Genomic DNA, 23,591 nt, shown 5'->3' on the forward strand with positions numbered 1-23,591 from the left:
TGTTCGTATGTTCGTTCCCATTATAGCACTTTTGCTGTGTTATAATGGAACTTAAGAAAATGGAATGCCACAGTGGAGAGAGGGGCAGAGCAACCATGATCAAATGGGATGGACATACACATACGAAGTTTTGCAAGCATGGCAATCCGGACGAGTTGAGTTTGTATTTGGATCGGGCTGTAGAACAAGGATTTTCGCGATATAGTGTAACGGAACACCCGCCATTGCCAGATCGATGGGTGGATGACGATGTGTTGATGGCGGAGCTGGCGATGGATCAGAGCGAACTGCCGGCGTATGTAGAGTACGTACTGGAACATAAGCAGCGGTATGAAGGCAAGCTTGACGTAAGGCTTGGTCTTGAGCTGGATTATTTGGACGGGGCGACTTCGTTTACCCGAGATTTCCTGGCCCCTTACTTGTCCCAGTTAGAGGATCTGATCGTATCTGTGCATTACTTGCCTGGCAAAGGGGGAATGCGCTGTATCGATTATAAGCCTTCTGACTTCGAAACGAATCTATTGAGCCATTATGGCACGATGGAGCAGGTTGTCGACGAATACTACAATCATGTAGAACGAGCTATTCAGTTCGCAGCCGGTCTTCCGTGTGACAAGCGGATCGGGCATATCAACTTGATTGAGAAGTTCCGACTGGCGCTGCCGCCGATTGATGAAGCTCAGATTCGGGACAGGCTGGAACGGATCTTGCCGATGCTGGTGAAGACGGGTGTTGGACTCGACATTAATACGGCAGGTCTGCGCGTAGCTACTTGCGGCCAAGTGTACGTGCCGGACTGGTTCATGCAACAGGCTATCGAAGCGGGCGTCCCTTGCGTCTACGGTTCGGACTCGCACAAGTCGGAGCATGTCAGTTACGGCTGGGACGGCATACAACAAGCGGCCCAGCATTGACTCGAGTCTGGATGTGAGCTTATACTGGGGGTATTAAGGAAGAAAGGGTAAGGTACGCGGCTGATGGATAACTAATCGTATGCTCAAATCGAAAACTCAAAATGAATGTTTCGATCTAGAGATAGGATTAGTCTGCTCATTATGCGGTGTACAACATTATCCTTAATACGCTTTCCGACTGTACGAATGTCGGGTAAGTTGTTATTTGGTGTATGCTTTGTTGAACGCTTGTATACATGTGGATACTAAGGCCTCTCTAGATCGCTAGGGAGGTTTTTCTATGTTAATTATGGAAGCTATGCAACTGGAATGTCACATTGGGGAGAGATGTCTATTCCGGTTGGAGGAGGCGCTTCGCATTCACCGACAAGAGCGTGTCGGGATCGTCGGCGTGAATGGAGCAGGCAAATCGACGCTGATGGCTGTATTAGCCGGGCGGCTTCAGCCGGATGGCGGGACGGTTCGCCGGATAGGCACTCTCGCTGAGATTCGCCAGGAAGAAGAGGCGGGGATGCTTCAAGACTCGGCGAACAGGCTTAGCGGGGGTGAGCGAACCCGTGAGCGTATTCAACGGGCACTACAGCAGCAAGCGGATCTGTTGCTCGCGGACGAACCGACAAGTCACCTGGATATGGATGGCATTGCAGCGTTGGAGAGAGCGCTCGCCGAATATACCGGGGCAATCGTATTGATCTCTCATGATCGAGCGTTGCTCGATGCGGTATGCACCCGAATCATTGAAGTGGAGGAAGGACATATACGCCAATACAAAGGCAACTTCAGCGATTATCGTGTACAGAAGCAGGCCAGGACCGACCGAGCGATGGTCGAATATGAGCATTATGCGCAGGAGAAACGACGGCTGGAACGCGCTGCAATCCAGAAGGCGGAGTCATCCCGCCAAATGAAGAAGAAACCGTCGCGGATGAGCTACAAGGAAGCCAACTTGGGTAAGGAGCGAGCGAACAGCAGACAAGCGAAGGTGGACAGCGCGGTACAGGCCATCCACAAGCGAATTGAATTGCTCGAAGTGAAGGAGAAGCCGCGTGTGGTGGATCGTCCTCTCTTCGACATGCAAGTTCATGCACCTATTCGCAGCAAGGAAGTATTCCGGGTGGAGCAGGTGGGTAAGCAGTTCGGGACCCGTCTGTTGTTCGAGCCGCTGAATGCCAGCATTCGCCCCGGCATGCGAGTAGCCTTGATCGGCGCGAACGGGGCGGGCAAGACGACGCTGCTGCGGATGCTGCTGGATCAGGAGCCTCAGGATGGCATTACCCGATCGCCAGCCTGCAAGCTGGGCTACTATGACCAACAGTTGGAGGGGCTTCAAGCAGATCGGACGATACTGGACGAGGTGAAGAGTATCTCTGCATACGATGAGGAGCGAATTCGAACTCTGCTCGCCCGTATGCTGCTGAGGCGCGAGGACGTGTTCAAGCGCATCGGCGATCTGAGCGGAGGCGAGAAGGTCAAGGTCGCGCTGGCCAAGCTGTTCATGAGCGATTCGAATGTGTTGCTGCTCGATGAACCGAACAATTTCTTGGACTTGTTCGCACGTGAAGAGCTGGGGCAAGTGCTGAAGGAATATCCCGGGACACTGCTCTTCAGTACGCATGATCGGGCACTCGTTGACGAGGTAGCGACCCATCTCCTCCTCATCGAGGATAAGCGATGGCGGTGGTTTCAGGGCAGCTATTCGGAGTATATGGAGCATCGTCGACAGGCGGAGAGCAGCGGAATGGACAACACCCTCCAGAATGAGCAGCTTATGCGCGTCAATATGGAATTGACCGAACTGTTGGGCAGGCTGTCCACACCGAGCAAGCACGACAGCAAGACAGAGCTGGAGGCTCGGTTCGCTGAGCTGTTGGCGATGAAGAAAAGCTTAACTACCTGAACAAAACGAACAACCAGCCTCTATGGAAGATCGAGGCTGGTTGTTCGTTTTGCATTATAGCAATCGAGAAGAAACCGCAACTCACGGTACAAGTTATGATAGTAGGAAAGGAGGCTAGATAAATATGTTGCTTAAGCACAAGAATGCCGTGATTTACGGAGGAGGAGGAGCGATCGGGGGTGCAGTTGCCCGCGCATTCGCCCGCGAAGGAGCGAAGGTGTTCCTCGCCGGTCGGACGCTTGCCACCCTCGACGCGGTCGCAAGTGAGATCGTCGCCGCAGGAGGAATGGCCGAGATCGCGCAAGTCGATGCCCATGACGAACGGTCGGTCGAGAAGCATGCTGATGCTGTGGCCGAGAAGGCGGGTGGCATCGACATTACCTTGAATGCTGTCGGGATCGTTCACGTTCAGGGTACGCCTTTCGCGGAACTGTCCCTGGAGGACTACGCGTACCCGATCGCCGGTTACACGCGGACCAACTTCATCACGGCGAAGGCAACGGCCCGGCATATGGCGAAGAAGGGATCAGGCGTAATCCTCACGCTCTCAACGCCAGTGTCGCGAATGCCGGGACCTGGGTACATGGGACATAGTGTCACGTGTGCTGGGATCGAAGCATTCACCCGCCATCTCGCAGGCGAGCTCGCACCTGACGGCATCCGCGTAATCTGCATCCGGTCCCATGCGATTCCTGAAGCGGCGGCGATTGGCTCCCACTGTCGGGATGTGTTCCGCCCTGTCGCGGAGCGCGCTGGCGTCACGATCGAGGAGATGCTGAAGGGCGCAGCGGGCGGTACACTGCTGAAGCGGCTTCCGACGCTTGCTGAGGTTGCGAACACAGCGTCCTTCATGGCTTCCGATCATGCCGCAGCTATGACTGGAACGGTAGCGAACCTGACCAGTGGCTTGATATTGGATTAACGGTTCTGACTAATGCAGCAGGCTAGCCGAGAAAAGCTTCCATCTTCGACAACAGCCGGTTCAAGTCGACCGGCTTCGTGTCGTAGTCGTCGCAACCGGCTTCCATCGCTTTCTCGCGGTCGCTGCTCATGGCATGTGCAGTCAAGGCGATGACCGGAATGCCGCGTGTGGTGGGGTTGTCCTTCAGGTAGCGGGTCGCCGACCAACCGTCCCGGACCGGTAGGCTCATGTCCATCAAGATCAGATCGGGAAGAAGCTCGGTTGCTTTGCGAATCCCTTCTTCGCCATCCACCGCGACCTCTATTTCATAGCCTTTGCGCTGCAAGCGCCTCGAGAGCATGTCGCGGTTCATTTCATTATCTTCGATGATGAGTACTTTAGTCATGGGCAGACTCTCCTTCTCCTTCGCTGTTGGTACGAGAGGATTGCTTAATTAATCGTTGCACCTCTTGCAGCAGGTCACTTGTAGACGATTGCCCCTTCTGGAGAATGTTCGCCACGCGGCCATTCAACCGGTCCTTGTCTTCCTTCGTAATCGTCTTCGCGGTAATGACTACAACCGGAACGGAATACCACTCCGGGTGCTTCCGCAGTTCAGCTACGAACTGGAAGCCATCCATCTCCGGCATCATCAAGTCCAACAAGATCAACTGGGGGATCGACTTCGACAGCTGTTCCAGTGCGATGCGACCATTGCCGGCTCGTGACACTTCATAGCCTTCTCGCTTCAGCATCTTCGTCATCATCTCCGAGGTAGGAACATCATCTTCGATGACGAGTACATTCCCAGCATCATGCTTCGTTACATATTGATTGATGATGGACATCAACCGGTCACGCTGCACTGGCTTCACCAAGTATTCCGCTGCACCCAGCGCGAATCCGAGCTTACGATCGTCGGTAATGGACAGCAGGATGACGGGGATTGCCGCAACCTCCGGATCGGTTTCCTTCTTCAGTGTCGTGAGCACGGACCAGCCGTCCATGCCTGGCATCATGACGTCGAGCAGAATGGCGTCCGGCTTATGCTCGCGAGCGAGCTGCAGACCATCCTTGCCGTTCAGTGCGAGCAAGGCGGATATTCGTTCTCGCTGCAGATGGCGCTGCAGCAGCTTCAGCATGTCCATATCGTCGTCGATGATCAGTACGGTCAGCCGCGATTCTCCTTCAATCGTTTCCTGCTGATTGTTCGACTTATCCAGATTATCCGCGCCGTTGAGGTCCATTTCGTCGATGTTCGGCAACCAGACGGTGAACGTGCTGCCTTCGCCGATTGTGCTCTCGGCCTGAATATAGCCTCCGAGCATGCCGGCGAATCGTTGACTGATGGCGAGTCCAAGACCGGTACCGCCGTATTTGCGTGTCGTGGAGAGATCGGCTTGGGTGAATGCTGCGAACAGCCTATCGATTTGTTCAGGTGTCATGCCGATCCCCTCATCGGTGACGCGGAACAGGAAACCGGATTTGTTCATATCCGATGCCTGTGACACTTCCAGTCGAATGAGACCGTTCTCCGTGAATTTGGAGGCATTGCTGAGCAGATTCAGAATAATCTGACGCAGCTTCGTCACGTCGGTACGGAAGAAGCCGGGAACTCCACTGATCGTCAGCTGGTTTCCATTCTTGTTGACGAGAGGCTCCACAGTGGCCGCCACATCACGGATGAAGCCTTCCAGCTCGCACACTTCAAGGTACAGGTCCATCTTCCCGGCCTCGATCTTGGACAAGTCGAGAATGTCGTTAATGAGGGAGAGCAGGTGTTTACCGGACGCATGTATTTTTTTGAGATCCTCGGCAAACGCAGGTTCTCCCAAGTCGCTCGCTTCCTCCTCCAGCATTTCGCTGTAGCCGATAATGGCATTAAGAGGGGTGCGGAGTTCATGACTCATGTTGGCTAGAAATTGACTCTTGATCTTGCTTGCTTCGATCGCTTCATCCCGGGCTGCGATCAAGTCGGCCGTACGTTCCTTGACCAGCTCCTCGAGATGATTGTTCATATCCTTCAGTTCATTATTGGTGGAGTAGAGCTCTCTCGTCTTTTGCTCGGCGATCTCTTCAGCCGCTTTGCGTGCACGTTTCTCCCTCTCCAGTTGACGACGCAGCAGATCGAGTTCCTCCATCGGTTATTCCAGCTCCTGTTTCGTCATTGTGAACCGGGTTGCGCTGCCTTGCTCGTCCACCAGATCCACTCTCTCAAGCGCAATAGGTTCGCCGAAATGCTGAACGGCGCCGTTAATCAAGCCTTCAGCCAAATCCGCGAACGGACGGGACGAACGATAGATCATGACCAGTACGTTAGGGGCAGGTGTTTCATAAGTAAATGTAGGTAGCTCGGCATCCGGATACAGCTTACGCACCTCTACGTGAATATAAGTATCTACGTGGCTGAGGAAGTCGAAGACAGGCTCATTGGTATTGACCAATTGGGGATGTCCTGCGGCCAACTGTGTGAATAAGTATTCACCGAATGCTTTGACCAGTACGGATACGTCGATTCCTGTTTCTTTGCTAAGCTGATTGACCAGACTGATGATTTCCTGGTGTGAGTAGGTGCCGAGCGATGTGTACGCTCCCCCGGAAGGAACATTGGACGCAGCGATAATTTTGTCGGCCAACTCCAGCGAGAACTTTTCCTCTACCATTTCCAAAAACGTTGTGAATACCATGCCCTTCATGCGTACTTCTCCTCCAATTTGATCATGCTAGTTACTTCGAGATAATAACGGATAAGAAGGCATCGGTCACAACGGGGTCGAAATGCGCTCCTTTTTGCTTCAAAATTTCGGCGATCACTTGCTCACGGGGCCAGGCGGCCTTATAAGGGCGTTCGTGACTTAGTGCATCGAAGAAATCGGCAATGGCAACTATCCGTCCGGAAAGTGGAATTTGTTCCTCGCTCAAGCCATTCGGGTACCCAGAACCGTCCCACTTCTCATGATGGCATTCGGCAATCTCAGCAGCCTTCCGCAGGATGGGAAAGGAAGCATCGCCAATAATGCCGGCGCCAATCGTCGTATGGGTCTTCATCTTCTCGAATTCTTCTTCGGTGAACTTACCAGGCTTCAGCAGGATCATGTCCGGAATCCCTATCTTCCCTATATCGTGCAAGGTTGCAGCGAATTCAATCTGTAGACATTCATCCTCGCTCATGCCCAAGGCTTGTGCCGTCAGACCAGACAATCGACCGACCCGGTGCGTATGCTCACCTGTAACATCATCTCGATACTCCGCTGATCGTGCTAATATCCGTAATATTTCGAACTGAGCTTTCTCCAGCTCGGCAGTCCGCTCCGATACTTTTCGCTCCAAATGCTGATTGTGCTGTTGCAGTTGAAGGTGTAGAAATCGGGTTTTCAACAAGTTCGTAATACGAAGGACGACCTCGCTTCGATCGAATGGTTTCGTCAGGAAGTCATGAGCCCCTTCGCGCAGCGCTCTTTGCTTCGCTTCCGGTGTAACGTCCGCCGTAAGGATCAGCACAGGTAAGTAATCATCTTCCGCAACATCTTGATTGATCTGAGCGAGTGCGGCGAACCCATCGATTACCGGCATATGAAGATCGAGCAAGACGATGTCCGGCCGCTGCTGCTGGAAGAGCGACTCCAATTGAGTAGGATCCGTGGAACTCGTCAGGTTGAGGAACCCGGCTCTTCGGAGAATCCGTTCCAATAATTCAATGTTGAACGTTTGGTCATCCATAATGAGGATGGATGCGTTCTGTAACCATTTATGTTCCATTGTGCGACACCTCGGTTTGTACCGTCCTTGTTGTGATGTGCTCCACTACAATAGTTCAACGGGGAAACGGAATTTCCTTCCGCTCACGGGGTTGATCGTACATTATAGAAGGAACAAGGGTTACTTTTTTTGACATGATAAAATGTATAAGATCCGGGGTCCCCGTAAAGGGGCTTCGCCATGGTATTTGCTTCGAAAGCCTACGTCACTTTGTGTGGTTATTTTGGGGAGCCTGTATTTACACTTATATGTTCTTTCGTATAAGCTTACTTTATAACCTAACGGATACTCTGGATGAAAAAGAGGTGGTGCATATGCTTAACGGAGGATTAGTGGCCTTAAGGGCTATTCTGGATCAATTAAAGCCATCGGAACGAAAAGTGGCCGAATACATCTTGGAGAATCCCAAGGAAATTGTTAAATATTCGGTACAAAAGCTGGCCGAGCTTAGTGGCGTATCGGAAGCGACCATCATTCGGCTGTCCAAAACATTGAATATGACGGGCTATCAGGATTTGAAGCTGCGTGTAGCTGGGGACTTAACGTCGAACGTCCCAACTGGAACATACGAAGAGATCAAGATGGGCGGCTCGATCGAATCCATCATGCAGGCTGTTAGCAATAATAACAAGCAATCGATTCAAGATACGCAAACCGTACTATCAGCTACAGAAGTGGAGCGGGCGGCCATTGCCTTATCCTCGGCTCGCAAAATCGATATATACGGAGTGGGCGCTTCCGCTGTCATAGCCGCCGACATATATCAGAAGTTCAGCCGCATTAACTGGTGGTGCCAGGCATATACGGATTATCATGCGCAGCTTACTTCGGCCGGCAGCTTGACGGGAAAAGATGTGGCGTTCGGCATCTCTCATTCAGGGCAGACCGAAGACATCATTCAATCGTTGAGTGAGGCCAAGAAGCAAGGGGCTACCATCATTACGCTGACGAAGTTCGGGACGACGCCTGTAGCGGAGTTGGGTGACATTCGGCTGTTCACCAGCTCAGTAGAGCAGAGTATTCGCAGCGGTGCCATGGCTTCCCGGATCGCCCAGTTGAATGTGGTGGACATCCTGTTCATTACGATTGCGAGCCGTCAGCACGAGAAGGTCATCCCGCTGTTGGAAAAAACGCGGCTTGCGGTTAGTCGGACGAAGCGAACTTAAGCTGTGTGATGGATGACGGTTCGAATGTATGCATTCGAACCGTTTTTGTGTGCGATGCGCTGCGACAGCAAGCGCGCTGGGAGGGCTGTAGCGCGGATTTTCCGCGTTAATCGCCTGCATTGATTTGCAACAGAGTAAAGACTTTTGTAGTTACGATGAAAACACATCTTGCACTTTCATCCCCCCCATTCCTATCCCCATTCGAATCTATCCGCACCTCATCAACCCATTCATAAACAAAATTTTTATATGTGCTCCAATCATCTGCCTGCCTCACGCACGAGCGATGTTCACGGCATTCTGACAGTGCTAGCGTTCCTTCTTAGCCGTCGGTTTGGTTTATTCCGCAAAGGGTTATTGTGCCGAACTACACTGACTGGTTTGAAGCGAAAGTCATTTTTTTGTAGGAACCAAGTGGGTATGGTATAGTTTGAAGGATAAAGTGTGAGAAAGCGGTGGTGGCCTAACATGGTTACAGATTTTGAAAGACTAGGGATACGGAAACAATTGACGCAGAAGATGAAGGAGTATGGTGTGTCCGAACCGACTCCGATTCAAGCCCAGGCGATTCCCCTCCTCTTAGAGGGAAAAGATATAATAGCTCAAGCGCAGACGGGTACAGGGAAAACACTGGCATTTCTGTTGCCTATGCTGGAACTAATTGAACCGAATCGACCGTTTCTGCAAGGATTGATCATTACGCCGACTAGGGAACTCGCTTTGCAGATTACAAAAGAGCTGCAGCGATTATCTGATGTGGTAGGCGTGAGTGTCTTGTCAGCCTATGGTGGACAGGATCTTGACAGGCAGATTAAGAAACTCGAAGGGGTAACCCATCTTGTAGTAGGGACGCCGGGACGGTTGCTCGACCACGTAAAAAGAGGAACTATCGTGCTGTCCGGTGTGAAAATGCTCGTGCTGGATGAAGCTGACGAAATTATGCGGATGGGGTTTCTGGACGATACCGAAGCCCTCCTGGCTGAAACGTCGGAGAAGCGGCAGACGATGCTGTTCTCGGCCACGATGCCCCAGCAAGTGCGCGCTCTGGCTACTCGTTATATGAAGAAGCCGGAAGAAGTGAAAATTCAGAGCAAGCACGTCACGTTGGATGAGATTCGCCAGTCTATTATTGAAACAACAGATGCGGATAAGCCGGATGCTTTGGTGCGTTTGCTGGAAGAGCATAAGCCTTACTTGGCTATCGTGTTTTGTCGGACGAAGAAGGGTGCCGGCTTTTTAACTAAAAAGCTGCAGGAGAACGGTGTAGAAGCCGATGAGCTTCACGGCGACTTATCCCAGGCGAAGCGGGAGCAAGTGCTCAAGCGGTTCCGGGCGGCGAAGCTGCAGGTGTTGGTAGCTACGGATGTGGCAGCCAGAGGATTGGACATTGAAGGTGTCACGCATGTGTATAATTTCGATCTCCCTCATGATACGGAGAGCTATATTCACCGAATTGGGCGAACAGGTCGTGCTGGTGAGACCGGAATGGCGCTGTTGTTCGTGACGCCGCGTGACCGACTCTCCGTGCTGCAGTTGGAGAAAGGCATAGGCAAGACGCTGGAGCGTCGTAACGCCGAAGGCAGCTTGTTGGCGAGCGGCACGAAGCGTACAGCCGCTGTGAAGCTGGCCGGGCGTGGCAGTCGTGCAGCGAGCAGCGAGTCGCGAGGCCCGCGTCGCGGGGCTGGGCGAGGCGGAGCAAGCGAGGGCGCCGACAAGCGTGGCGCGCGTGGCGGGGCACGGCGCGGAAGCGCGGCCGCAGGCGGCGGGCGCAACGCACGCGCGGGAGCTAGCGCGACTGGCTTCGGCGCGAGAGCGAGCGGCCGCGATGCGGGCGGCGAGGTCGAGCCGCGCTACGGCGCGCGAGGCATCGCGGGCGAAGGCGCCGAGAAGCGCGGCGCTCGACGCGACAGCGGCGGTGTTCGCGAGGGAGGCGAGGCGCGAGATGGCCGCAGCGGACGCGCCGGAGCAGGCGCGCCGCGTCGCGGCGGTGCGGCAGGCGGCGAGCGACGCGATAGCGGAGCACGCGCAGGCGGTCGCCGCGGCGACAGTCGCGTGGGAGCAAGCGAAGGAGCGGAGCGCCGCAGCGGCGGTGCAAGAGCCGGTGGCCGCCCCGCATCAGCGGGTGACGCAGGCGGCCGTAGCGGTAGCCGGCCAGAGGCCAGCGGCGCAGGTGGACAACGCGGAGGCAATGCAGGTAGAGGTAGCGACCGCCGTGGAAGCGGACGTCCGCAGGGCAACAGCGAACGCGGCTCGGGACGTGGACCTTCGCGAGGGCGTTAAGGCACATATCAGAGAAAGCAGCCGGTAATTGCACGGCTGCTTTCTTTATTTCCTCAACCAATAAATGTGGCATAAAATGCAACATTCATTCCATTCTAGGCCCCTCCAAGGTCAAAATGTGGCACAAAATGCAACATTTCAACACAGAAATTCGAAGTTCACTCAAAAATGTTGCATTTTGTGCCACATTTCAGTCTTCAGTCAACGGTTTCCTCTGAAATGTTGCAAAAAGTGCCACATTTTTAGGTATAGCTCGATAATGTAGCCCCCGGACTACCTCTTCGCTAGGTTTCATCACGTATTCCCCTACCTTTCTCCCGACGATTCTAATCTATTCTTGTCCACGACCATCAGATACTGCTCATAAATAGTCTCGAATCCAAGCTCCTTCAAGAGATCGATCAGGACGTGGTCCGACATGGACAAATCGCTGGTACGGCGGACGCAGGCCACATCAAGGGGCCCGAACACTTGAGAGAGCAGGGCGCGATACAAGGAATCCCGATCCGAACGATCCGGGGCTACAGCACACTGCAGCAGGTTGATATGCGAGACAACTCCGTTGTTGTCCGTTTCTCGTTTGTACAAGGCGTACCCGACCGCATTCCCTGCGGAGTCTCTCGCGATCGCCGTCGTTCCATTCCGTACATTGTGCCACATGCATTCCCAAGCGACCCTCGGAGTGGCAAATGGAATTTCCATAATCGCCTTAGGTTCATCCAAGTGAATCCGATAGGCAGCAGGTGGACCAGACCCGAAATCGGCAGGAAAGGCATCGGATCGAATCATGCCAATTAGTTGGTCCACGATGACGAAGCCTGCTTTCTGATAAGCAGTCAACGCTTAGGCGTTCTTCGTCACGACCTCCAATGTAACTTGGTCCATGTTGGAGTCGTCTATGATTCGTCGTACTTCCTGCATCATCGCCTTGGCGACACCTTTACCCCGATATTCGGAAATAACGCCCGTTCCGCCGTTCCGCCCGATCTGCATGCCACCAATCTGCTTGGTAGCAATCCATACGAAGCCGATGGGAAGCGCCCCATCGAACGCCACTACGGACAATTCAGGACGAATCCCATGAGTGGTGAACTTAGCTAGCAATTTCTCCATTGTGGTCGGCTTGTATGAGTAGTAGCCCTCGAAGCCGCGATTTTGCAGCATCAATGCTTGAGCGAATGTGCAATCGAGTAATCGTCCCAACGTGAATTCTGACTGAGGTTGTTCCACGGCATAATCACTCCGTTCAGATAAAGAGTTCAGTTCTGTAAAAAGGGCGTTGGCAAAAAATGAGGGCTGTGATAAACTGAAACAGAAATCGATTACTATCCTAATTTTACTATCTGTTTTTGAAAGGAGTCAAGCATGAAAACAGTCGTTTTAGTCGGGGCAGGTGGACGAGCGCGAGCTATGTTTGCTCTTCCCTTTGTGAAAGAACTGAAGGATTTCATCTTGTTCGGAGGAATCTATGACCCGAATTCCGTCCGGGCGCAAGCGCTCAGCGAGGAATGCGGAGGGGTGCCAATCTATGATGATTTCGACACGATGCTGCAGAGCGTCCGACCGGACACAGTTGTTATAGCCAGTTCCGATTCCACTCACCATACTTACATCATTGCAGCTATGGAGGCGGGCTGCGATGTCATTTCCGAGAAGCCAATGACGATTGACGCCGAGAAGTGCCGGGACATTCTTGAGACCGAGCGAAGAACAGGCCGGAAACTCATGGTCACGTTCAATATGCGATTCGTTCCCTATGTGGCCAAGATCAAGGAACTGCTGCTGCAGCGAGTAATTGGAGATGTTCATCATGTTGCGTTGGAATGGTTCCTGGATCGGTCGCACGGCGCGGATTACTTCCGCAGATGGCATGCGCAGATGGAATACAGCGGTGGTCTGCTTGTACACAAATCAACGCATCACTTTGACATGATCAATTGGCTGCTGGACCGTCATCCAGAGAAAGTGCATGCCTTCGGCAAGCGGGTGTTTTATGGACCGACTCGTGAGAAACGAGGGGAGCGTTGCCTGACATGCGAGCACAAGGAGTCCTGTGAGTTTTACTTCGATATAACCAAGAATGAAATTGTTAACCGCTATTATTTGCAAGCGGAACAGGAAGACGGTTATTTCCGCGATCAGTGCGTCTTCGGCGAGCGGATCAATATTTACGATACGATGTCTGCTCATGTGCAGTACCAAGACGGTCCCATGCTGACGTATTCGCTGGTGGCGTACAGTCCGGTTGAAGGCTGGAAAGCTACCCTTCAAGGCAGCGAAGGCCGTATGGAAATCAGCGACCACTCCCATAAACAGGATAACGCCTATAAGATTCGGATAACTAAACCAAATGGCGAAACGGTGGAGCACCGTATACCTGTTTCTTCCGGGGGGCATGGCGGCAGTGACGAGCGGTTGCGTCGGATGTTATTCGTCGGAGACAAGGAAGACCCGCTTGGCCAGCAAGCAGGAAGTTTGGCGGGCGCCATGTCACTTCTGATCGGAGCCGCCGCCAACGTCTCTATTGCCTCAGGCAATCCCGTGAGCATCGCGGAATTGTTGGCTGAACCTGCAGTGAGGACTATCGATGGCGTACGAGCAATATGAGGATCGGATTCGTCTAGAGAAACAAACGAACAAGAAGGTGAATCAGACGTCGCCTTATTGTGATTTCATCTTTTACGAATCTTCCCGAACGCCGGGCATTCAGCTGGCCGCTCGTATAGTGAAGCCGGATAAACCGGGCTATATCTTAGCGAGTACACACGGCTGGCATATGGGCATTACAGGCTTTAAGCCGATGGAGCAGCCTCTAGTCGATAACGCCTATTTGCGGATCGAAGTCGATATGCGTGGGCGGCCCCATTCCGAAGGCGAAGCGGACTGCAACGGCTGGGAGCTGTATGACGTCATGGACGCCATAGTGTATGCCCGCCTCCATTATGCAGACTATATTGCGGATCCGGATGTTGTGTACTTCGAGGCCGGAAGTGGAGGCGGAGGCAATGCATTTGCTATCGTAGGCAAATTTCCCGACGCATTCGCGGCAGCTACTTCCTTATGCGGCATGTCCGATTACGCACTCTGGTACGAGCAAGATCAGGTCGGCGAGTTCCGCGATGAACTGGACGTCTGGATTGGCTGCAGCCCGGATGCGAATCCAATGGCTTACCGGTCTCGCAGCGGGCTTACGACTGTCGACAATCTATGCACTCCGATCTATGTGGTCCACGGGGATACCGACGCTCGCGTTCCATCTGTGCATTCGAGACGGTTCGTTACCAAGGCCGCTGAAGTCGGCAAGAACGGCCTCGTACGTTACCGAGAACTGCCAGGTGTAGGAGCAAAGGGACATTGGGGGAACGCGACAGAGGAGATGATGGTACTAATCGCTGCTGAGAGCGAAGAAAACCGATGCGCGCATCGTTCGCTTGTACACTTGCCTGACAAGGGTAAGTTGACGGTAGCCGGTTATGTATTTACTCGACTGTTCTCCGTCGTACTCGATTCAATCGATAAGGTAGCCACCCTAGAGTACGATATGGAGAAGGGTGCATTCGAGCTATACTGCGAGATAGAGTGTGAATATACGTTGACATTAGGTGGAGAGCCGCTCATTCGCCAAGCGCTTCCCGTAAACAGCTGTACCTCGCTAGGATGACCCTGACAAGGACATCCTAGTAGGGACCACGGCTGGCGTATTTTTATGTCCACAACTTAAACGTTTACTCAAAGAGCTTTATTTTTGTTTATATTTAATTAAGTATTGTAAAATTAAACCTAAGATACTATACTGGACGTAGAATGAGATCAAGGGAGACGCGACGGCATGGTTACGATCAAAGATATTGCACGAGAGGCTGGAGTTACGTTCGTAACCGTGTCCCGGGCGTTGAACGACGAACCGGGTGTGAGTGAAGAGAAGCGGAAAGTCATTAAGAAGATCGCTGAACAGATGAATTACGTGCCGAGCCTGGCGGCCAAGAAGCTGGCTCAGAAGCAGCCGAGTATGCTCGGGTTGATATGGCCTAGCAAGAAGGGGCTGTTCTTCTATGACTTGAGCTTCGAGATCCAGAAGGAAGCGGCGAAGCGCGGGCTGCAAGTCATCTTCTCTATGGCAGGAGCGGAAGAAGCGATGCGCATGTTCAACCGATATTTCGTCGATTATATCGTGTACTGGCGGTCAGATTGGAACCCAACGTTGGAATTTTTGCAGGAGAAGGAGAAGTTCCGCGGTGAGATGCTCTTATTAGGCGGCTGGAAGAGCGAACGAACCCATAGTCTATCGATTGACAGAATCGGCGCTCTTCGGAATGCGATCAGTCATTTGGCACAATTGGGTCATCGCAGAGTGGCCTATATCGGTGAGAACGATCTGCACAAATTTAACGGATATATGCAAGGTGTAGCGGAATGCAAGCTGGACTATCGTCACGACTTAATAATGGACCCGTCTCATCCGTCCTTCAAGCAAAAGTTTGTGGACATGATGAGCCTGATCGACAGACCAAGTGCACTCGTCATCGACAGCCAAGGTAGCTGGTTCCCGACAGCCCGGCTGGTACGTGAGTTGAATCTGAAGGTACCGGAGCAATTGTCGCTCGTTGTATATGATGATATACCGGAGCTTGAAGCTTTTGATGTGCCGCTTACGACTGCCGGACCTTCTGTCGAGTACTTAGCGAAGCGCACATTGGATATTTTGACAAGGAATGCCGATTTGAAGGCCAAGAACGAGTGGGTGGAAGAGGAAGTAGCTTGTACAGTGACTGTGAGAGGCTCCACGATTCCGTGGCAAGGCTAGCAGCAATGACAATAGCTTTAAGTTTTTTTAAGTATATAGAAATCGATTACTATCAATTGGTTCCAGATTATAGCGAAAGGGGTGAGAGTCTTCCGTGAGCTAGCAGGAATCAGATTCAGGTGGCGACGGTGAGAGGAACTGGATTGACACATTAGAAAGTGGAGTCGCGGTGAGCAAGGGGATAATTGTACATATTTCGAGAGGAGCTATTCCATGAGAAAGAGCAAAAGCTTGTGTATATTGTTGATGCTGGTCATGGTAGTAAGTGTTGTGTTGTCGGCATGTTCGGGCAGCGGTGGGGAAACGACGGCGCAGAAACCGGGGCCTAGTTCGAGTCCAAGTTCCGCGGCCAATACCCCGCAACCGTCGGGTGAGCCGGCTGAGGTCGTATTTTATTCGAATAACGGGGACCCAGTAGAAAGCTTCGATCTGCGATTCGGCAATTTGCTGCGCAAGAAGTTTCCGAACTACACAATCAAATACATCATGAAAGGTCCAGGTACGAACTTACCGGAATTGATTGCATCAGGGACACGGTTTGATATTTTCTTCCAAACGATTGGGAACTTCGAGAACTTTGCCTTCGCCAGCGACATTCAATTCGATATGTCCGACTTGGTGCAGAAGCATAAGGTTGATCTATCCCGTTTCGAGCCTACCTTGATCGACGCGGTCAAGCAGGCGTCCGGAGGGAAACTCTATGCACTGCCGATCTTCAATAACAATCTGGTCTTATACTATAACAAGTCTCTCTTCGATAAATTCGGCGTGGAGTACCCGAGGGACGGGATGACATGGGATCAAATTGCGGAAATATCCAAGAAGCTCACTCGGAACGATGGCGGGACCCAATACGTGGGATTCACTCATTCACCGTCTCATTCGGTCCGGATGATGCAGCTTTCCGTGCCTTCGGCTGATTTGAAAGCGAATACACCGACGATTAATACCGACGACAGATGGAAGCGCTACTTCCAAACGGTGTTCGTCGCACCTTCTCAGGAACCAAGCCTGCTAAATTTAATGCAATCGACGAATAAAATTCCGATTATCGATGATTTCGTGAAGACGAAGAACATTGCCATGATTAATTATGTGTCCAGCCTCATTACGGTATGGGAAGAGCAATTCAAATCGATGGATTGGGATATCGTATCGATGCCGACTTTCAATGAGCTTCCAGGTGTTGGCTCACAGTCGTACCCGAGTTACTTCGGTATCACCAAGATGGCGAAGAACAAGGATGCTGCGATGGATGTGCTCAACTACATGGTATCGGATGAGTTCCAGACGGAATTGGCCCGGATCGGCACAATGCCTGTATTGAAGAGTGAAGCGATCCAGAAGGAGCTTGGTAAAAAGTCCATCTATAAGGATAAAAACTGGAAATCCGTCTTTTACAACAAATTCGCGGTAATCCCTCCCAAAGCTTCTTATGAAGCGGATATCGCTGGAATTTATGCCAGCTATGGAACGAAAGTGCAGATCGGAAGCCTCGACATGAATACGGCTCTGCGTCAGGCGGAAGAGGATGCCAAGAAGCGGATCGCGGAGCTGAATCTGGCTAAGAAGTAAAAATGCTGATAGGAGGATCAGAGGATGATCAACTTCCCCCGCAAGACGTAAAGCCTTGAAGGAAGAGGAACAAAAGGGGCAGAGGGAGTGGAGAAGCGCCCTTCCCACGCGCAAACGTTGCTCAACCACCAAGGACCTCTGGAGTGATCTGCTCCAGAGGTTATCCTTCATGCACAATCTATTCGTTGCGCCGTGTCATCTGCTGCCAGACCGACCCTTCCGCAGCGGAGCCGCCTTCGATGCGAGCGAGGGCCAGCTTCGCCTGCAGGCGAACCTCGAACTCCGGGTCGTCGATCGCGCCTTGTAACGAAGGTACGGCGGACGCGTCGCCGACTTCGTACAAGAAGCGGGCCGCCCGCCACCGAACAAGCTTGTTCGGGTCGCCGAGCGCCACGATCATCGGTCCGATGGCCTCTGGGTTACCGAGATCGGATAGCGTGTCGCCCGCCGTACGCCGAACCGAGACGGAGCTGTCCTGCAACGCTTCTAATAAGTAGGGCAGGGCTTGCGGCTCACGAATATCGCCCAAGTAGACCGTAGCCAATCTCCGTACCGATGATTGCGGATCGCGCAGAGCCTGAACGAGCAGCGGCATCGTTTCGAGCGAGGGCTTCACCCGCTGTAATGCCGCGTACCGCACTTTCCAATCCTCATGCGTCATTCGCGCCGCAAGCTCCTCGACTGTCAAGTCGCTTAGCTCTTCGGGAGGCATCTCGCCTTCCGTACCGGTTTCAAGCGACTTGCGAACGAGCTCCTTCAACCGCTCCTCGTCATAGGAGGCATCCAGCTCAGCCGCTATCTGCGCTCCGATCTCAGCAAGCTCGCCATAGCGTATGCCCGCATCCTTCAGCGTGCGTTCGCGAATCAGGTTGGGGGATGCCGTCCCAGCTTGAATCGCTGCGTCGGTGAAGCGGGTAGGAAGTGCCGCCCGGAATTCTTCGGTTCCGCTGCGCACCCGAATCTGCATCGGAATACCGCGGAATACTTGAATCCACACTTGGGCTTCGCCGAAGGAGGCGTGCTCCTCTGGATTGAGCGTTGTACTATTGCTAGTTCCCTCACTGCTAGATCCTCCAGGTTCAGCAGTAGAGCCGGTAACTGCACGCCCATCCGCTCCCCATACACGCTCGGCTTCAGCTAGAATCGGCTGCCAATCCGACTTGGGCTTCCGATCGATGGCGATGAAATCAGCTGTCCAGAACACGGAAGTGACGCCATCGATAGCGAGTAGTCGTTGTATGTTGGCGGGAGCTGTATGCTTGTTATGCTTATCATAAGTCCGCTTGTCCCCTTTGGGGAGCGATTGATCCACATTGATCTTCATCGTATTCGGACTTGGTGTAGGTTCGATCGATACTATACGCATAGGTTCATCCTCCTGACCTGACAATCACGTTCTCCTCCTATTGTGTCACATTCGGACCAAAGAAAAAACCCCGCTTCATTAGAAGGCGAGGTTGGTGTGCATAGTCATCAATCCAGATTCAGTAGTTGACGGTCCAAATAGGGTTCCAACAAGTTCGTTATGGCGAATACGGTATGTGCCAGATCAAGGTTCTCGAAGACGAATTCGCATTCCAGCATGTAGGACATCGCATCATCATAGTGCAACATATGCCCCTGGATCACAGCTTCATCGTCACCGCGTTCCTGCTGCCGATCCACGACTGATGTCCGGTCCGCATAGATGAACAGCTCGGTTACTTGATCCGGGTACACCGCCTTCAGAATGTTGGCTCCCTTAGGGTTCAATATTATATATATGAATTTGTCCGCTGCGAGCAGTTTTTCAATATCCACATGCTTGATGCCATATTGATGCCCGTTAATAGATACACTCTCAATAAATGCGCCAGCCTGCTCATCTTCCTGGAATTGCTCAGGGGAAATGAAATAATAATCCTGCCCCTCTTGCTCACTCGGGCGTCGTGCACGTGTCGTGTAGGAAAGCACCTTCTCCAGTTCTAACGTTGAACCCACCATATCAGCCACTGTCTTCCGTCCGGAACCGTCGGGTCCGGTAAATACGAATATACGCGCATTCCCTGTAGTGCCTTTCATGGACCGCACACCCTTCCCTATGTTTTGATAGTTGTCACATTGTATTCGGCACTTCCTGCAGGATATGCCTCCTATGACCAAATTATAACACAAGAAGATGCTTGTTTAGTGATAAATAAGCATCTTCTTGTGTATGATCCGTATGCGGCTATTGAGCTGAAACGACAGTGCCGGTCTTAGCATTGCGCAGAATGGAAACTTCAACCCTGCGGTTTTTGGCACGGCCATCAGCGGTTCTGTTATCGTCGATCGGATGATATTCGCCGTAGCCGATTGCGCTGAAGCGTGATTGACCGATCTTGTCATTCTGCAGCAATATCTTCATGAAGTTCAACGCCCGCTTGGAGCTCAAGTCCCAGTTGGTTTCGAATTCCTTCGTGTTGATCGGAATATCATCGGTATGACCCGCCACTTCGACCTGGTAGTTCGGATATTGAGTCAGCATGTTCGATATCGATTGAGCGAGCTTCCGTGCATCTGGCTTCACTTCGGCACTTCCCGAAGCATACAGCGCGTTGTCACGGATAGTGATCATAAGCAGCTCATTTGTCAGACGGGTTTCGAGTTGAGTCGTAAGTCCGTTGTCCTGGATGAATTGATCTAGCTTTTGCTTCAGTTCCTTCAGATCAGCCATTTCCTTCTCCATCTGTGCTTGCTGTTCCTTGGATTGCTGTAACGTTGGCTGCTCCGTCTTGAAGTCTTCGGCCTTCTTATTGACCTGGTCGGTTGGATCTTTGGTAATCGGCACGACGGACGTTGCTTCGAATATATTAGTTCCGCCATTGAAGGCCGAATTCAGGCTTCGCATGATTTGATCGTATTTCTTGGAGTCTACCTCGCTGGAGGCGAACAAGATGATGAATAAAGCGAGAAGTAACGTAAGTAAGTCGGCATAAGGGATAAGCCAGCCTTCATCCATATGGTCTTCATGATGCTGCTTTCGCCTTTTGCTCACGATCGGAGTCCTCCTCTTGATTTTGTGGACCATATCGTTCGGAAGGAGTCAGGAATACGGATAGCTTCTGTTCAATGGCGATGGCCGAAATGCCAGACTGAATGGAGAGCAGCCCTTCTACCATCATCAGCTTGATCTCTACTTCTTTGTGAGAGATGCGCTTAAGCTTCGTTGCGATTGGATGCCATAGCACATAACCGGTGAATATACCGAGTAAGGTAGCAACGAATGCGGCTGAGATCAAGTGTCCCAGCTTGTCCACTTGGCTTAGGTTGCTCAATGCTGCGATGAGGCCTACGACCGCCCCCAACACCCCAAGAGTAGGTGCGTATGTGCCGGCTTGAGTGAAGATAAGCGCTCCAGCCCGATGACGATCCTCCATAGCATTTACTTCTTCCATTAATACGTCATGTATGAACTCTTGATCGTTGCCGTCAATAATCATCCGCATCCCATTTCGCAGGAATGGATCGTTAATTTCTTCAACCTTGCTCTCCAGAGCAAGCAGACCTTCACGACGAGTAATGGTAACCCACTCAATGAACAGTTGAATCAATTCTTTCTTAGGGACGAGCTGTTGTTTAACGAAGACAATCTTGAACAGCTTGGGAATCTTGGTCAATTCGGACATGGGGAAGGCAATTAGAATAGAGGCGGCTGTTCCTCCTATGATGATCAGGATGGCAGCATAATTCAAAAGTGAACTGAGATGCGCACCCTTCAGCACCATCCCGACACCAACTGAAATAAAAGCAAGAATAATACCTAGTACTGAAGATTTCTCCATTGTGACACCTCACGATTTAGTCTATACCCCTTTTATATCGGCATAGAGTATGGATTCGATTAGAGACAATCAAATCCTTCACAGACTTGAACATATTTGCAAACAAAAAAACCGCAAGACGAGTAGTCACACGGTTTATTATGATAATGAAAATTTGCTTTATAAGATGAAGAAACGCGATTAAGGTGTCAGCTCAATTATGCCATGATCCCCAAAATGGTTCTTAACCAAGTTATTCAAATCCGGGACATATGGGGATAGCGATACCCCGCGCCAAGCTTCATGAGCATATTGACTGAACTGGTTGATGAATTGCTGGTTGGCAGATATGAACACATTCGTAATGTTCGGATGCATTTTTCGCACAGTCTGAGTCAATTCGGTCTGCAGCTCACTCGATAAGTCCTGTGGATTCGGAATGGTCGGGAATGAGTACTTGTCCATCACAATATCGCCTGGCTTGAGTGATTGTGTGACATCCGAGTGGTGGTCTATCCCGGATTGGGCGATCGTTCGGTCGCTGCGGTTGCTCGTTCCCTTGCCCTTCATACCTGTAGCAGTACCGTCCAAAAGGATGGCGACATAGGCATTCTTATCGGTTATGATGACGAAGGATGTACGGATGCCTTTCATATCGTCGATAACGTCTGAAGTAGCTTGGCTGAATGCCATCGTATGGTTGTTGTGATCGGCTGCTTTTAACTGCGTGTTGTATGTGCGGAATCCGGTTGCTTCATTCATGCTTGTCCGGCTGCCGTAATCGGAAGAGCTGTTCTCGAAATGTTGCTGATACGAACAAGCCGAAAGTCCGGCTGTAAGGGAGAGGCAAGCCATCCATTTGATCAGCAGCTGCATGTTTATGTTTAACATAAGAACCTCCTGACCGGGTTTTAGATGGAGAGTGGACCATACGATTAAGCATAGTTTTTGTTTAACGCTTCAATTTATACATTACATTTTTAGTGCGGATTCTCCGCTAGAGATTGCATAAAACTGCTGTAAAAAGGAAATACCCTTTATGAACGATTCAGAAAGTAAAACTTCGCTGATAGTTCATTGTCTCGGCAAACGCACGGCGTAAAAGGACGCCGTTAGGCGCGTTTATATCCTTGGTCGACAGTAAGAAAATTAAACGGTTCCAAGTTATCAGGAATGACTCGAAAAAGCTGGGAAACCTTGATATTAGAACATTTTGTGAACTTTGCCAGGAAGATTGACAAACATTGAGTACGAAATTATAGTTAATAAAGTGATTAGGTTAGTTGACAAGATATGGCCATCCATGATCAGAATTTTCGGTGAATTTAACCGGATTAAGTTCTGATTCAGATAGCAAGAATAGATTGGTCTTCTTTGCTCGATTGATCTATTTATAACAGAGAATTGGGGTTGATGAGTGAATGAAACGGTGGCAATTTGTATGGCGTTTAGTCCCTTTATTGGCGATGATGACGTTCATACTTTCGGGGTGTGGGATCGATGAACTTACCACGTTAAATCCGAAAGGGCCTGTAGCTGAGAAGCAATTATGGCTGATCCTTATTTCTTTGGCTGTCATGATTGGGGTATTCATCGTCGTGGCCGTGATTTACGTGTATGTGCTCGTTCGCTTTCGCAAGCGTCCTGGACAAACCGGAGTACCGAAGCAAGTGGAAGGCAATCACAAGCTCGAGATTATTTGGACCGTGATTCCTTTTATTCTGCTGATCATCATCGCGATCCCGACTGTCAAGTACACATTCGAGCTGGACAAAGATTATTCGAAGGATCCGAATGCGCTTCAGGTCAAGGTTACCGGACATCAGTTCTGGTGGGAATTCGAGTATATGAATGAGAAGATTATTACCGCTCAGGATTTGGTCATTCCTACTGACCGTACGATCTCCTTTCACTTGGAATCAGCTGACGTGAACCATTCCTTCTGGGTACCGACATTAGGCGGTAAGAAGGATAATAACCCAGGTATGACCAACATGCATTACTTGGTAGCAGCTAAGCCAGGGGTATACTTCGGGAAATGTGCCGAGTTATGCGGAACTTCGCATGCTTTAATGGACTTTAAAGTAAAAGCAGTCACACCTGATGAGTTCGAACGATGGATAGCCAGCATGAAAGCTCCATTAACGGCTACGACTACTTCGCTTGCTCAGGAAGGCGAGCAGATCTTCAAGAAGAGCTGTATCGGTTGCCATGCGGTGTCGGATCCCCAGCAGAAGCAGGTTGTGGGCGGTAAGGTCGCTCCGAGTCTTGTGAACTATGCGAACAGGATGACAGTTGCAGGTATTTTGGACAATAGGAATCCGGAGGACTTGAAGAATAACCTACATAAGTGGTTAAAAGATCCTCAAGAAGTGAAACCGGGTAACTTGATGCCGAATCCGCAAGATGTTCCGGGCAGCAAGATGGAAGCCAGCCTTGGACTTACCGACAAGCAAATCGATGCTCTCGTGGAGTATTTGGCCGCGCAGAAGCAGAAGTAACGACTACTGAAG

At 51.4% G+C, this 23,591-nt stretch carries 21 protein-coding genes; 10 read left to right on the forward strand and 11 right to left on the reverse strand.

Annotated features, from left to right (window positions below; translation table 11 throughout):
- The first annotated feature begins 95 nt into the window (after positions 1–95).
- The 3 genes from hisJ to AC1DWB_RS13130 all read left to right on the forward strand — a co-directional run bounded on the left by hisJ (position 96) and on the right by AC1DWB_RS13130 (position 3,733).
- On the forward strand, positions 96–914 hold the full coding sequence (gene hisJ / locus AC1DWB_RS13120) for a histidinol-phosphatase HisJ (RefSeq protein WP_477541519.1): 819 nt from the start codon (positions 96–98) through the stop codon (positions 912–914).
- A 280-nt stretch (positions 915–1,194) separates the two neighbouring features.
- Positions 1,195–2,811, forward strand: a complete 1,617-nt coding sequence (gene abc-f, locus AC1DWB_RS13125; protein WP_477541520.1) for a ribosomal protection-like ABC-F family protein — start codon at positions 1,195–1,197, stop codon at positions 2,809–2,811.
- 124 nt (positions 2,812–2,935) lie between these two features.
- Positions 2,936–3,733 carry an SDR family NAD(P)-dependent oxidoreductase gene (locus AC1DWB_RS13130; protein ID WP_477541521.1) on the forward strand — a complete coding sequence of 266 codons (798 nt, stop codon included), beginning with the start codon at positions 2,936–2,938 and terminating at the stop codon, positions 3,731–3,733.
- A gap of 22 nt (positions 3,734–3,755) precedes the next feature.
- On the opposite strand, the gene AC1DWB_RS13135 is transcribed toward AC1DWB_RS13130, so the two are convergent.
- Genes AC1DWB_RS13135 through AC1DWB_RS13150 form a run of 4 tightly spaced genes read right to left on the reverse strand, consistent with a single transcriptional unit; the run spans position 3,756 to position 7,471 of the window.
- The gene (locus AC1DWB_RS13135; protein WP_477541522.1) at positions 3,756–4,118 is read right to left on the reverse strand and encodes a response regulator; all 363 of its coding nucleotides are present in this window, start codon (positions 4,116–4,118) and stop codon (positions 3,756–3,758) included.
- Complete coding sequence (locus AC1DWB_RS13140; protein ID WP_477541523.1) at positions 4,111–5,853, reverse strand: hybrid sensor histidine kinase/response regulator; 1,743 nt, start codon at positions 5,851–5,853, stop codon at positions 4,111–4,113. Before AC1DWB_RS13140 ends, AC1DWB_RS13135 begins: the two co-directional genes overlap by 8 nt.
- A gap of 3 nt (positions 5,854–5,856) precedes the next feature.
- Positions 5,857–6,408 carry a heme NO-binding domain-containing protein gene (locus tag AC1DWB_RS13145; protein ID WP_477541524.1) on the reverse strand — a complete coding sequence of 184 codons (552 nt, stop codon included), beginning with the start codon at positions 6,406–6,408 and terminating at the stop codon, positions 5,857–5,859.
- Positions 6,409–6,439: 31 nt separating this feature from the next.
- Positions 6,440–7,471 carry an HD domain-containing phosphohydrolase gene (locus tag AC1DWB_RS13150; RefSeq protein WP_477541525.1) on the reverse strand — a complete coding sequence of 344 codons (1,032 nt, stop codon included), beginning with the start codon at positions 7,469–7,471 and terminating at the stop codon, positions 6,440–6,442.
- Positions 7,472–7,785: 314 nt separating this feature from the next.
- On the opposite strand from AC1DWB_RS13150, the gene AC1DWB_RS13155 reads away from it, so the two are divergent.
- Both AC1DWB_RS13155 and AC1DWB_RS13160 read left to right on the forward strand, forming a co-directional pair.
- A complete protein-coding gene (locus AC1DWB_RS13155; protein WP_477541526.1) occupies positions 7,786–8,637 on the forward strand; it encodes a MurR/RpiR family transcriptional regulator in 852 nt (283 codons plus the stop codon).
- A gap of 468 nt (positions 8,638–9,105) precedes the next feature.
- The gene (locus AC1DWB_RS13160) at positions 9,106–10,917 is read left to right on the forward strand and encodes a DEAD/DEAH box helicase (RefSeq protein WP_477541527.1); all 1,812 of its coding nucleotides are present in this window, start codon (positions 9,106–9,108) and stop codon (positions 10,915–10,917) included.
- A 306-nt stretch (positions 10,918–11,223) separates the two neighbouring features.
- Here the strand turns inward: AC1DWB_RS13160 and AC1DWB_RS13165 are convergent, their stop codons facing one another.
- Positions 11,224–11,757 (reverse strand): GNAT family N-acetyltransferase, encoded by a 534-nt coding sequence (locus AC1DWB_RS13165; RefSeq protein WP_477541528.1) that lies wholly within the window; start codon positions 11,755–11,757, stop codon positions 11,224–11,226.
- A gap of 3 nt (positions 11,758–11,760) precedes the next feature.
- Complete coding sequence (locus AC1DWB_RS13170; RefSeq protein WP_477541529.1) at positions 11,761–12,147, reverse strand: GNAT family N-acetyltransferase; 387 nt, start codon at positions 12,145–12,147, stop codon at positions 11,761–11,763.
- Positions 12,148–12,282: 135 nt separating this feature from the next.
- Between AC1DWB_RS13170 and AC1DWB_RS13175 the strand changes: the two genes are divergently transcribed.
- The 4 genes from AC1DWB_RS13175 to AC1DWB_RS13190 all read left to right on the forward strand — a co-directional run bounded on the left by AC1DWB_RS13175 (position 12,283) and on the right by AC1DWB_RS13190 (position 17,296).
- Entirely contained in the window at positions 12,283–13,524 is a 1,242-nt protein-coding gene (locus AC1DWB_RS13175) for a Gfo/Idh/MocA family protein (RefSeq protein WP_477541530.1), read from the forward strand.
- The gene (locus AC1DWB_RS13180) at positions 13,505–14,578 is read left to right on the forward strand and encodes an alpha/beta hydrolase family protein (RefSeq protein WP_477541531.1); all 1,074 of its coding nucleotides are present in this window, start codon (positions 13,505–13,507) and stop codon (positions 14,576–14,578) included. Before AC1DWB_RS13175 ends, AC1DWB_RS13180 begins: the two co-directional genes overlap by 20 nt.
- Before the next feature lie 168 nt (positions 14,579–14,746).
- Entirely contained in the window at positions 14,747–15,721 is a 975-nt protein-coding gene (locus tag AC1DWB_RS13185; RefSeq protein WP_477541532.1) for a LacI family DNA-binding transcriptional regulator, read from the forward strand.
- Positions 15,722–15,934: 213 nt separating this feature from the next.
- The gene (locus AC1DWB_RS13190) at positions 15,935–17,296 is read left to right on the forward strand and encodes an ABC transporter substrate-binding protein (RefSeq protein WP_477541533.1); all 1,362 of its coding nucleotides are present in this window, start codon (positions 15,935–15,937) and stop codon (positions 17,294–17,296) included.
- Positions 17,297–17,474: 178 nt separating this feature from the next.
- Here AC1DWB_RS13190 and AC1DWB_RS13195 read toward each other — a convergent pair whose 3' ends face one another.
- From AC1DWB_RS13195 to AC1DWB_RS13215, 5 genes are all read right to left on the reverse strand, one after another.
- Positions 17,475–18,662 (reverse strand): virulence factor, encoded by a 1,188-nt coding sequence (locus tag AC1DWB_RS13195; RefSeq protein WP_477541534.1) that lies wholly within the window; start codon positions 18,660–18,662, stop codon positions 17,475–17,477.
- Between the two features lie 107 nt (positions 18,663–18,769).
- The gene (locus AC1DWB_RS13200; protein WP_477541535.1) at positions 18,770–19,357 is read right to left on the reverse strand and encodes a guanylate kinase; all 588 of its coding nucleotides are present in this window, start codon (positions 19,355–19,357) and stop codon (positions 18,770–18,772) included.
- Positions 19,358–19,505: 148 nt separating this feature from the next.
- Complete coding sequence (motB, locus tag AC1DWB_RS13205) at positions 19,506–20,312, reverse strand: flagellar motor protein MotB (RefSeq protein WP_477541536.1); 807 nt, start codon at positions 20,310–20,312, stop codon at positions 19,506–19,508.
- Positions 20,284–21,099: a flagellar motor stator protein MotA gene (motA, locus tag AC1DWB_RS13210; protein ID WP_477541537.1), complete on the reverse strand. Its 816-nt coding sequence runs from the start codon at positions 21,097–21,099 to the stop codon at positions 20,284–20,286. Before motA ends, motB begins: the two co-directional genes overlap by 29 nt.
- 180 nt (positions 21,100–21,279) lie before the next feature.
- Positions 21,280–21,969 (reverse strand): hypothetical protein, encoded by a 690-nt coding sequence (locus AC1DWB_RS13215; RefSeq protein ID WP_477541538.1) that lies wholly within the window; start codon positions 21,967–21,969, stop codon positions 21,280–21,282.
- Positions 21,970–22,499: 530 nt separating this feature from the next.
- On the opposite strand from AC1DWB_RS13215, the gene coxB reads away from it, so the two are divergent.
- On the forward strand, positions 22,500–23,579 hold the full coding sequence (gene coxB / locus AC1DWB_RS13220) for a cytochrome c oxidase subunit II (protein ID WP_477541539.1): 1,080 nt from the start codon (positions 22,500–22,502) through the stop codon (positions 23,577–23,579).
- The last annotated feature ends 12 nt before the right edge of the window (positions 23,580–23,591 follow it).

Source organism: Paenibacillus sp. P4_E11 (assembly GCF_056401635.1).

Bases quoted from the DNA above. Each gene is read 5' to 3' on its own strand.
- hisJ (WP_477541519.1), top strand. From the start codon at position 96: ATGATCAAATGGGATGGACATACACATACGAAGTTTTGCAAGCATGGC.
- abc-f (WP_477541520.1), top strand. From the start codon at position 1,195: ATGTTAATTATGGAAGCTATGCAACTGGAATGTCACATTGGGGAGAGA.
- AC1DWB_RS13130 (WP_477541521.1), top strand. From the start codon at position 2,936: ATGTTGCTTAAGCACAAGAATGCCGTGATTTACGGAGGAGGAGGAGCG.
- AC1DWB_RS13135 (WP_477541522.1), bottom strand. From the start codon at position 4,118: ATGACTAAAGTACTCATCATCGAAGATAATGAAATGAACCGCGACATG.
- AC1DWB_RS13140 (WP_477541523.1), bottom strand. From the start codon at position 5,853: ATGGAGGAACTCGATCTGCTGCGTCGTCAACTGGAGAGGGAGAAACGT.
- AC1DWB_RS13145 (WP_477541524.1), bottom strand. From the start codon at position 6,408: ATGAAGGGCATGGTATTCACAACGTTTTTGGAAATGGTAGAGGAAAAG.
- AC1DWB_RS13150 (WP_477541525.1), bottom strand. From the start codon at position 7,471: ATGGAACATAAATGGTTACAGAACGCATCCATCCTCATTATGGATGAC.
- AC1DWB_RS13155 (WP_477541526.1), top strand. From the start codon at position 7,786: ATGCTTAACGGAGGATTAGTGGCCTTAAGGGCTATTCTGGATCAATTA.
- AC1DWB_RS13160 (WP_477541527.1), top strand. From the start codon at position 9,106: ATGGTTACAGATTTTGAAAGACTAGGGATACGGAAACAATTGACGCAG.
- AC1DWB_RS13175 (WP_477541530.1), top strand. From the start codon at position 12,283: ATGAAAACAGTCGTTTTAGTCGGGGCAGGTGGACGAGCGCGAGCTATG.
- AC1DWB_RS13180 (WP_477541531.1), top strand. From the start codon at position 13,505: ATGGCGTACGAGCAATATGAGGATCGGATTCGTCTAGAGAAACAAACG.
- AC1DWB_RS13185 (WP_477541532.1), top strand. From the start codon at position 14,747: ATGGTTACGATCAAAGATATTGCACGAGAGGCTGGAGTTACGTTCGTA.
- AC1DWB_RS13190 (WP_477541533.1), top strand. From the start codon at position 15,935: ATGAGAAAGAGCAAAAGCTTGTGTATATTGTTGATGCTGGTCATGGTA.
- AC1DWB_RS13195 (WP_477541534.1), bottom strand. From the start codon at position 18,662: ATGCGTATAGTATCGATCGAACCTACACCAAGTCCGAATACGATGAAG.
- AC1DWB_RS13200 (WP_477541535.1), bottom strand. From the start codon at position 19,357: ATGAAAGGCACTACAGGGAATGCGCGTATATTCGTATTTACCGGACCC.
- motA (WP_477541537.1), bottom strand. From the start codon at position 21,099: ATGGAGAAATCTTCAGTACTAGGTATTATTCTTGCTTTTATTTCAGTT.
- AC1DWB_RS13215 (WP_477541538.1), bottom strand. From the start codon at position 21,969: ATGTTAAACATAAACATGCAGCTGCTGATCAAATGGATGGCTTGCCTC.
- coxB (WP_477541539.1), top strand. From the start codon at position 22,500: ATGAAACGGTGGCAATTTGTATGGCGTTTAGTCCCTTTATTGGCGATG.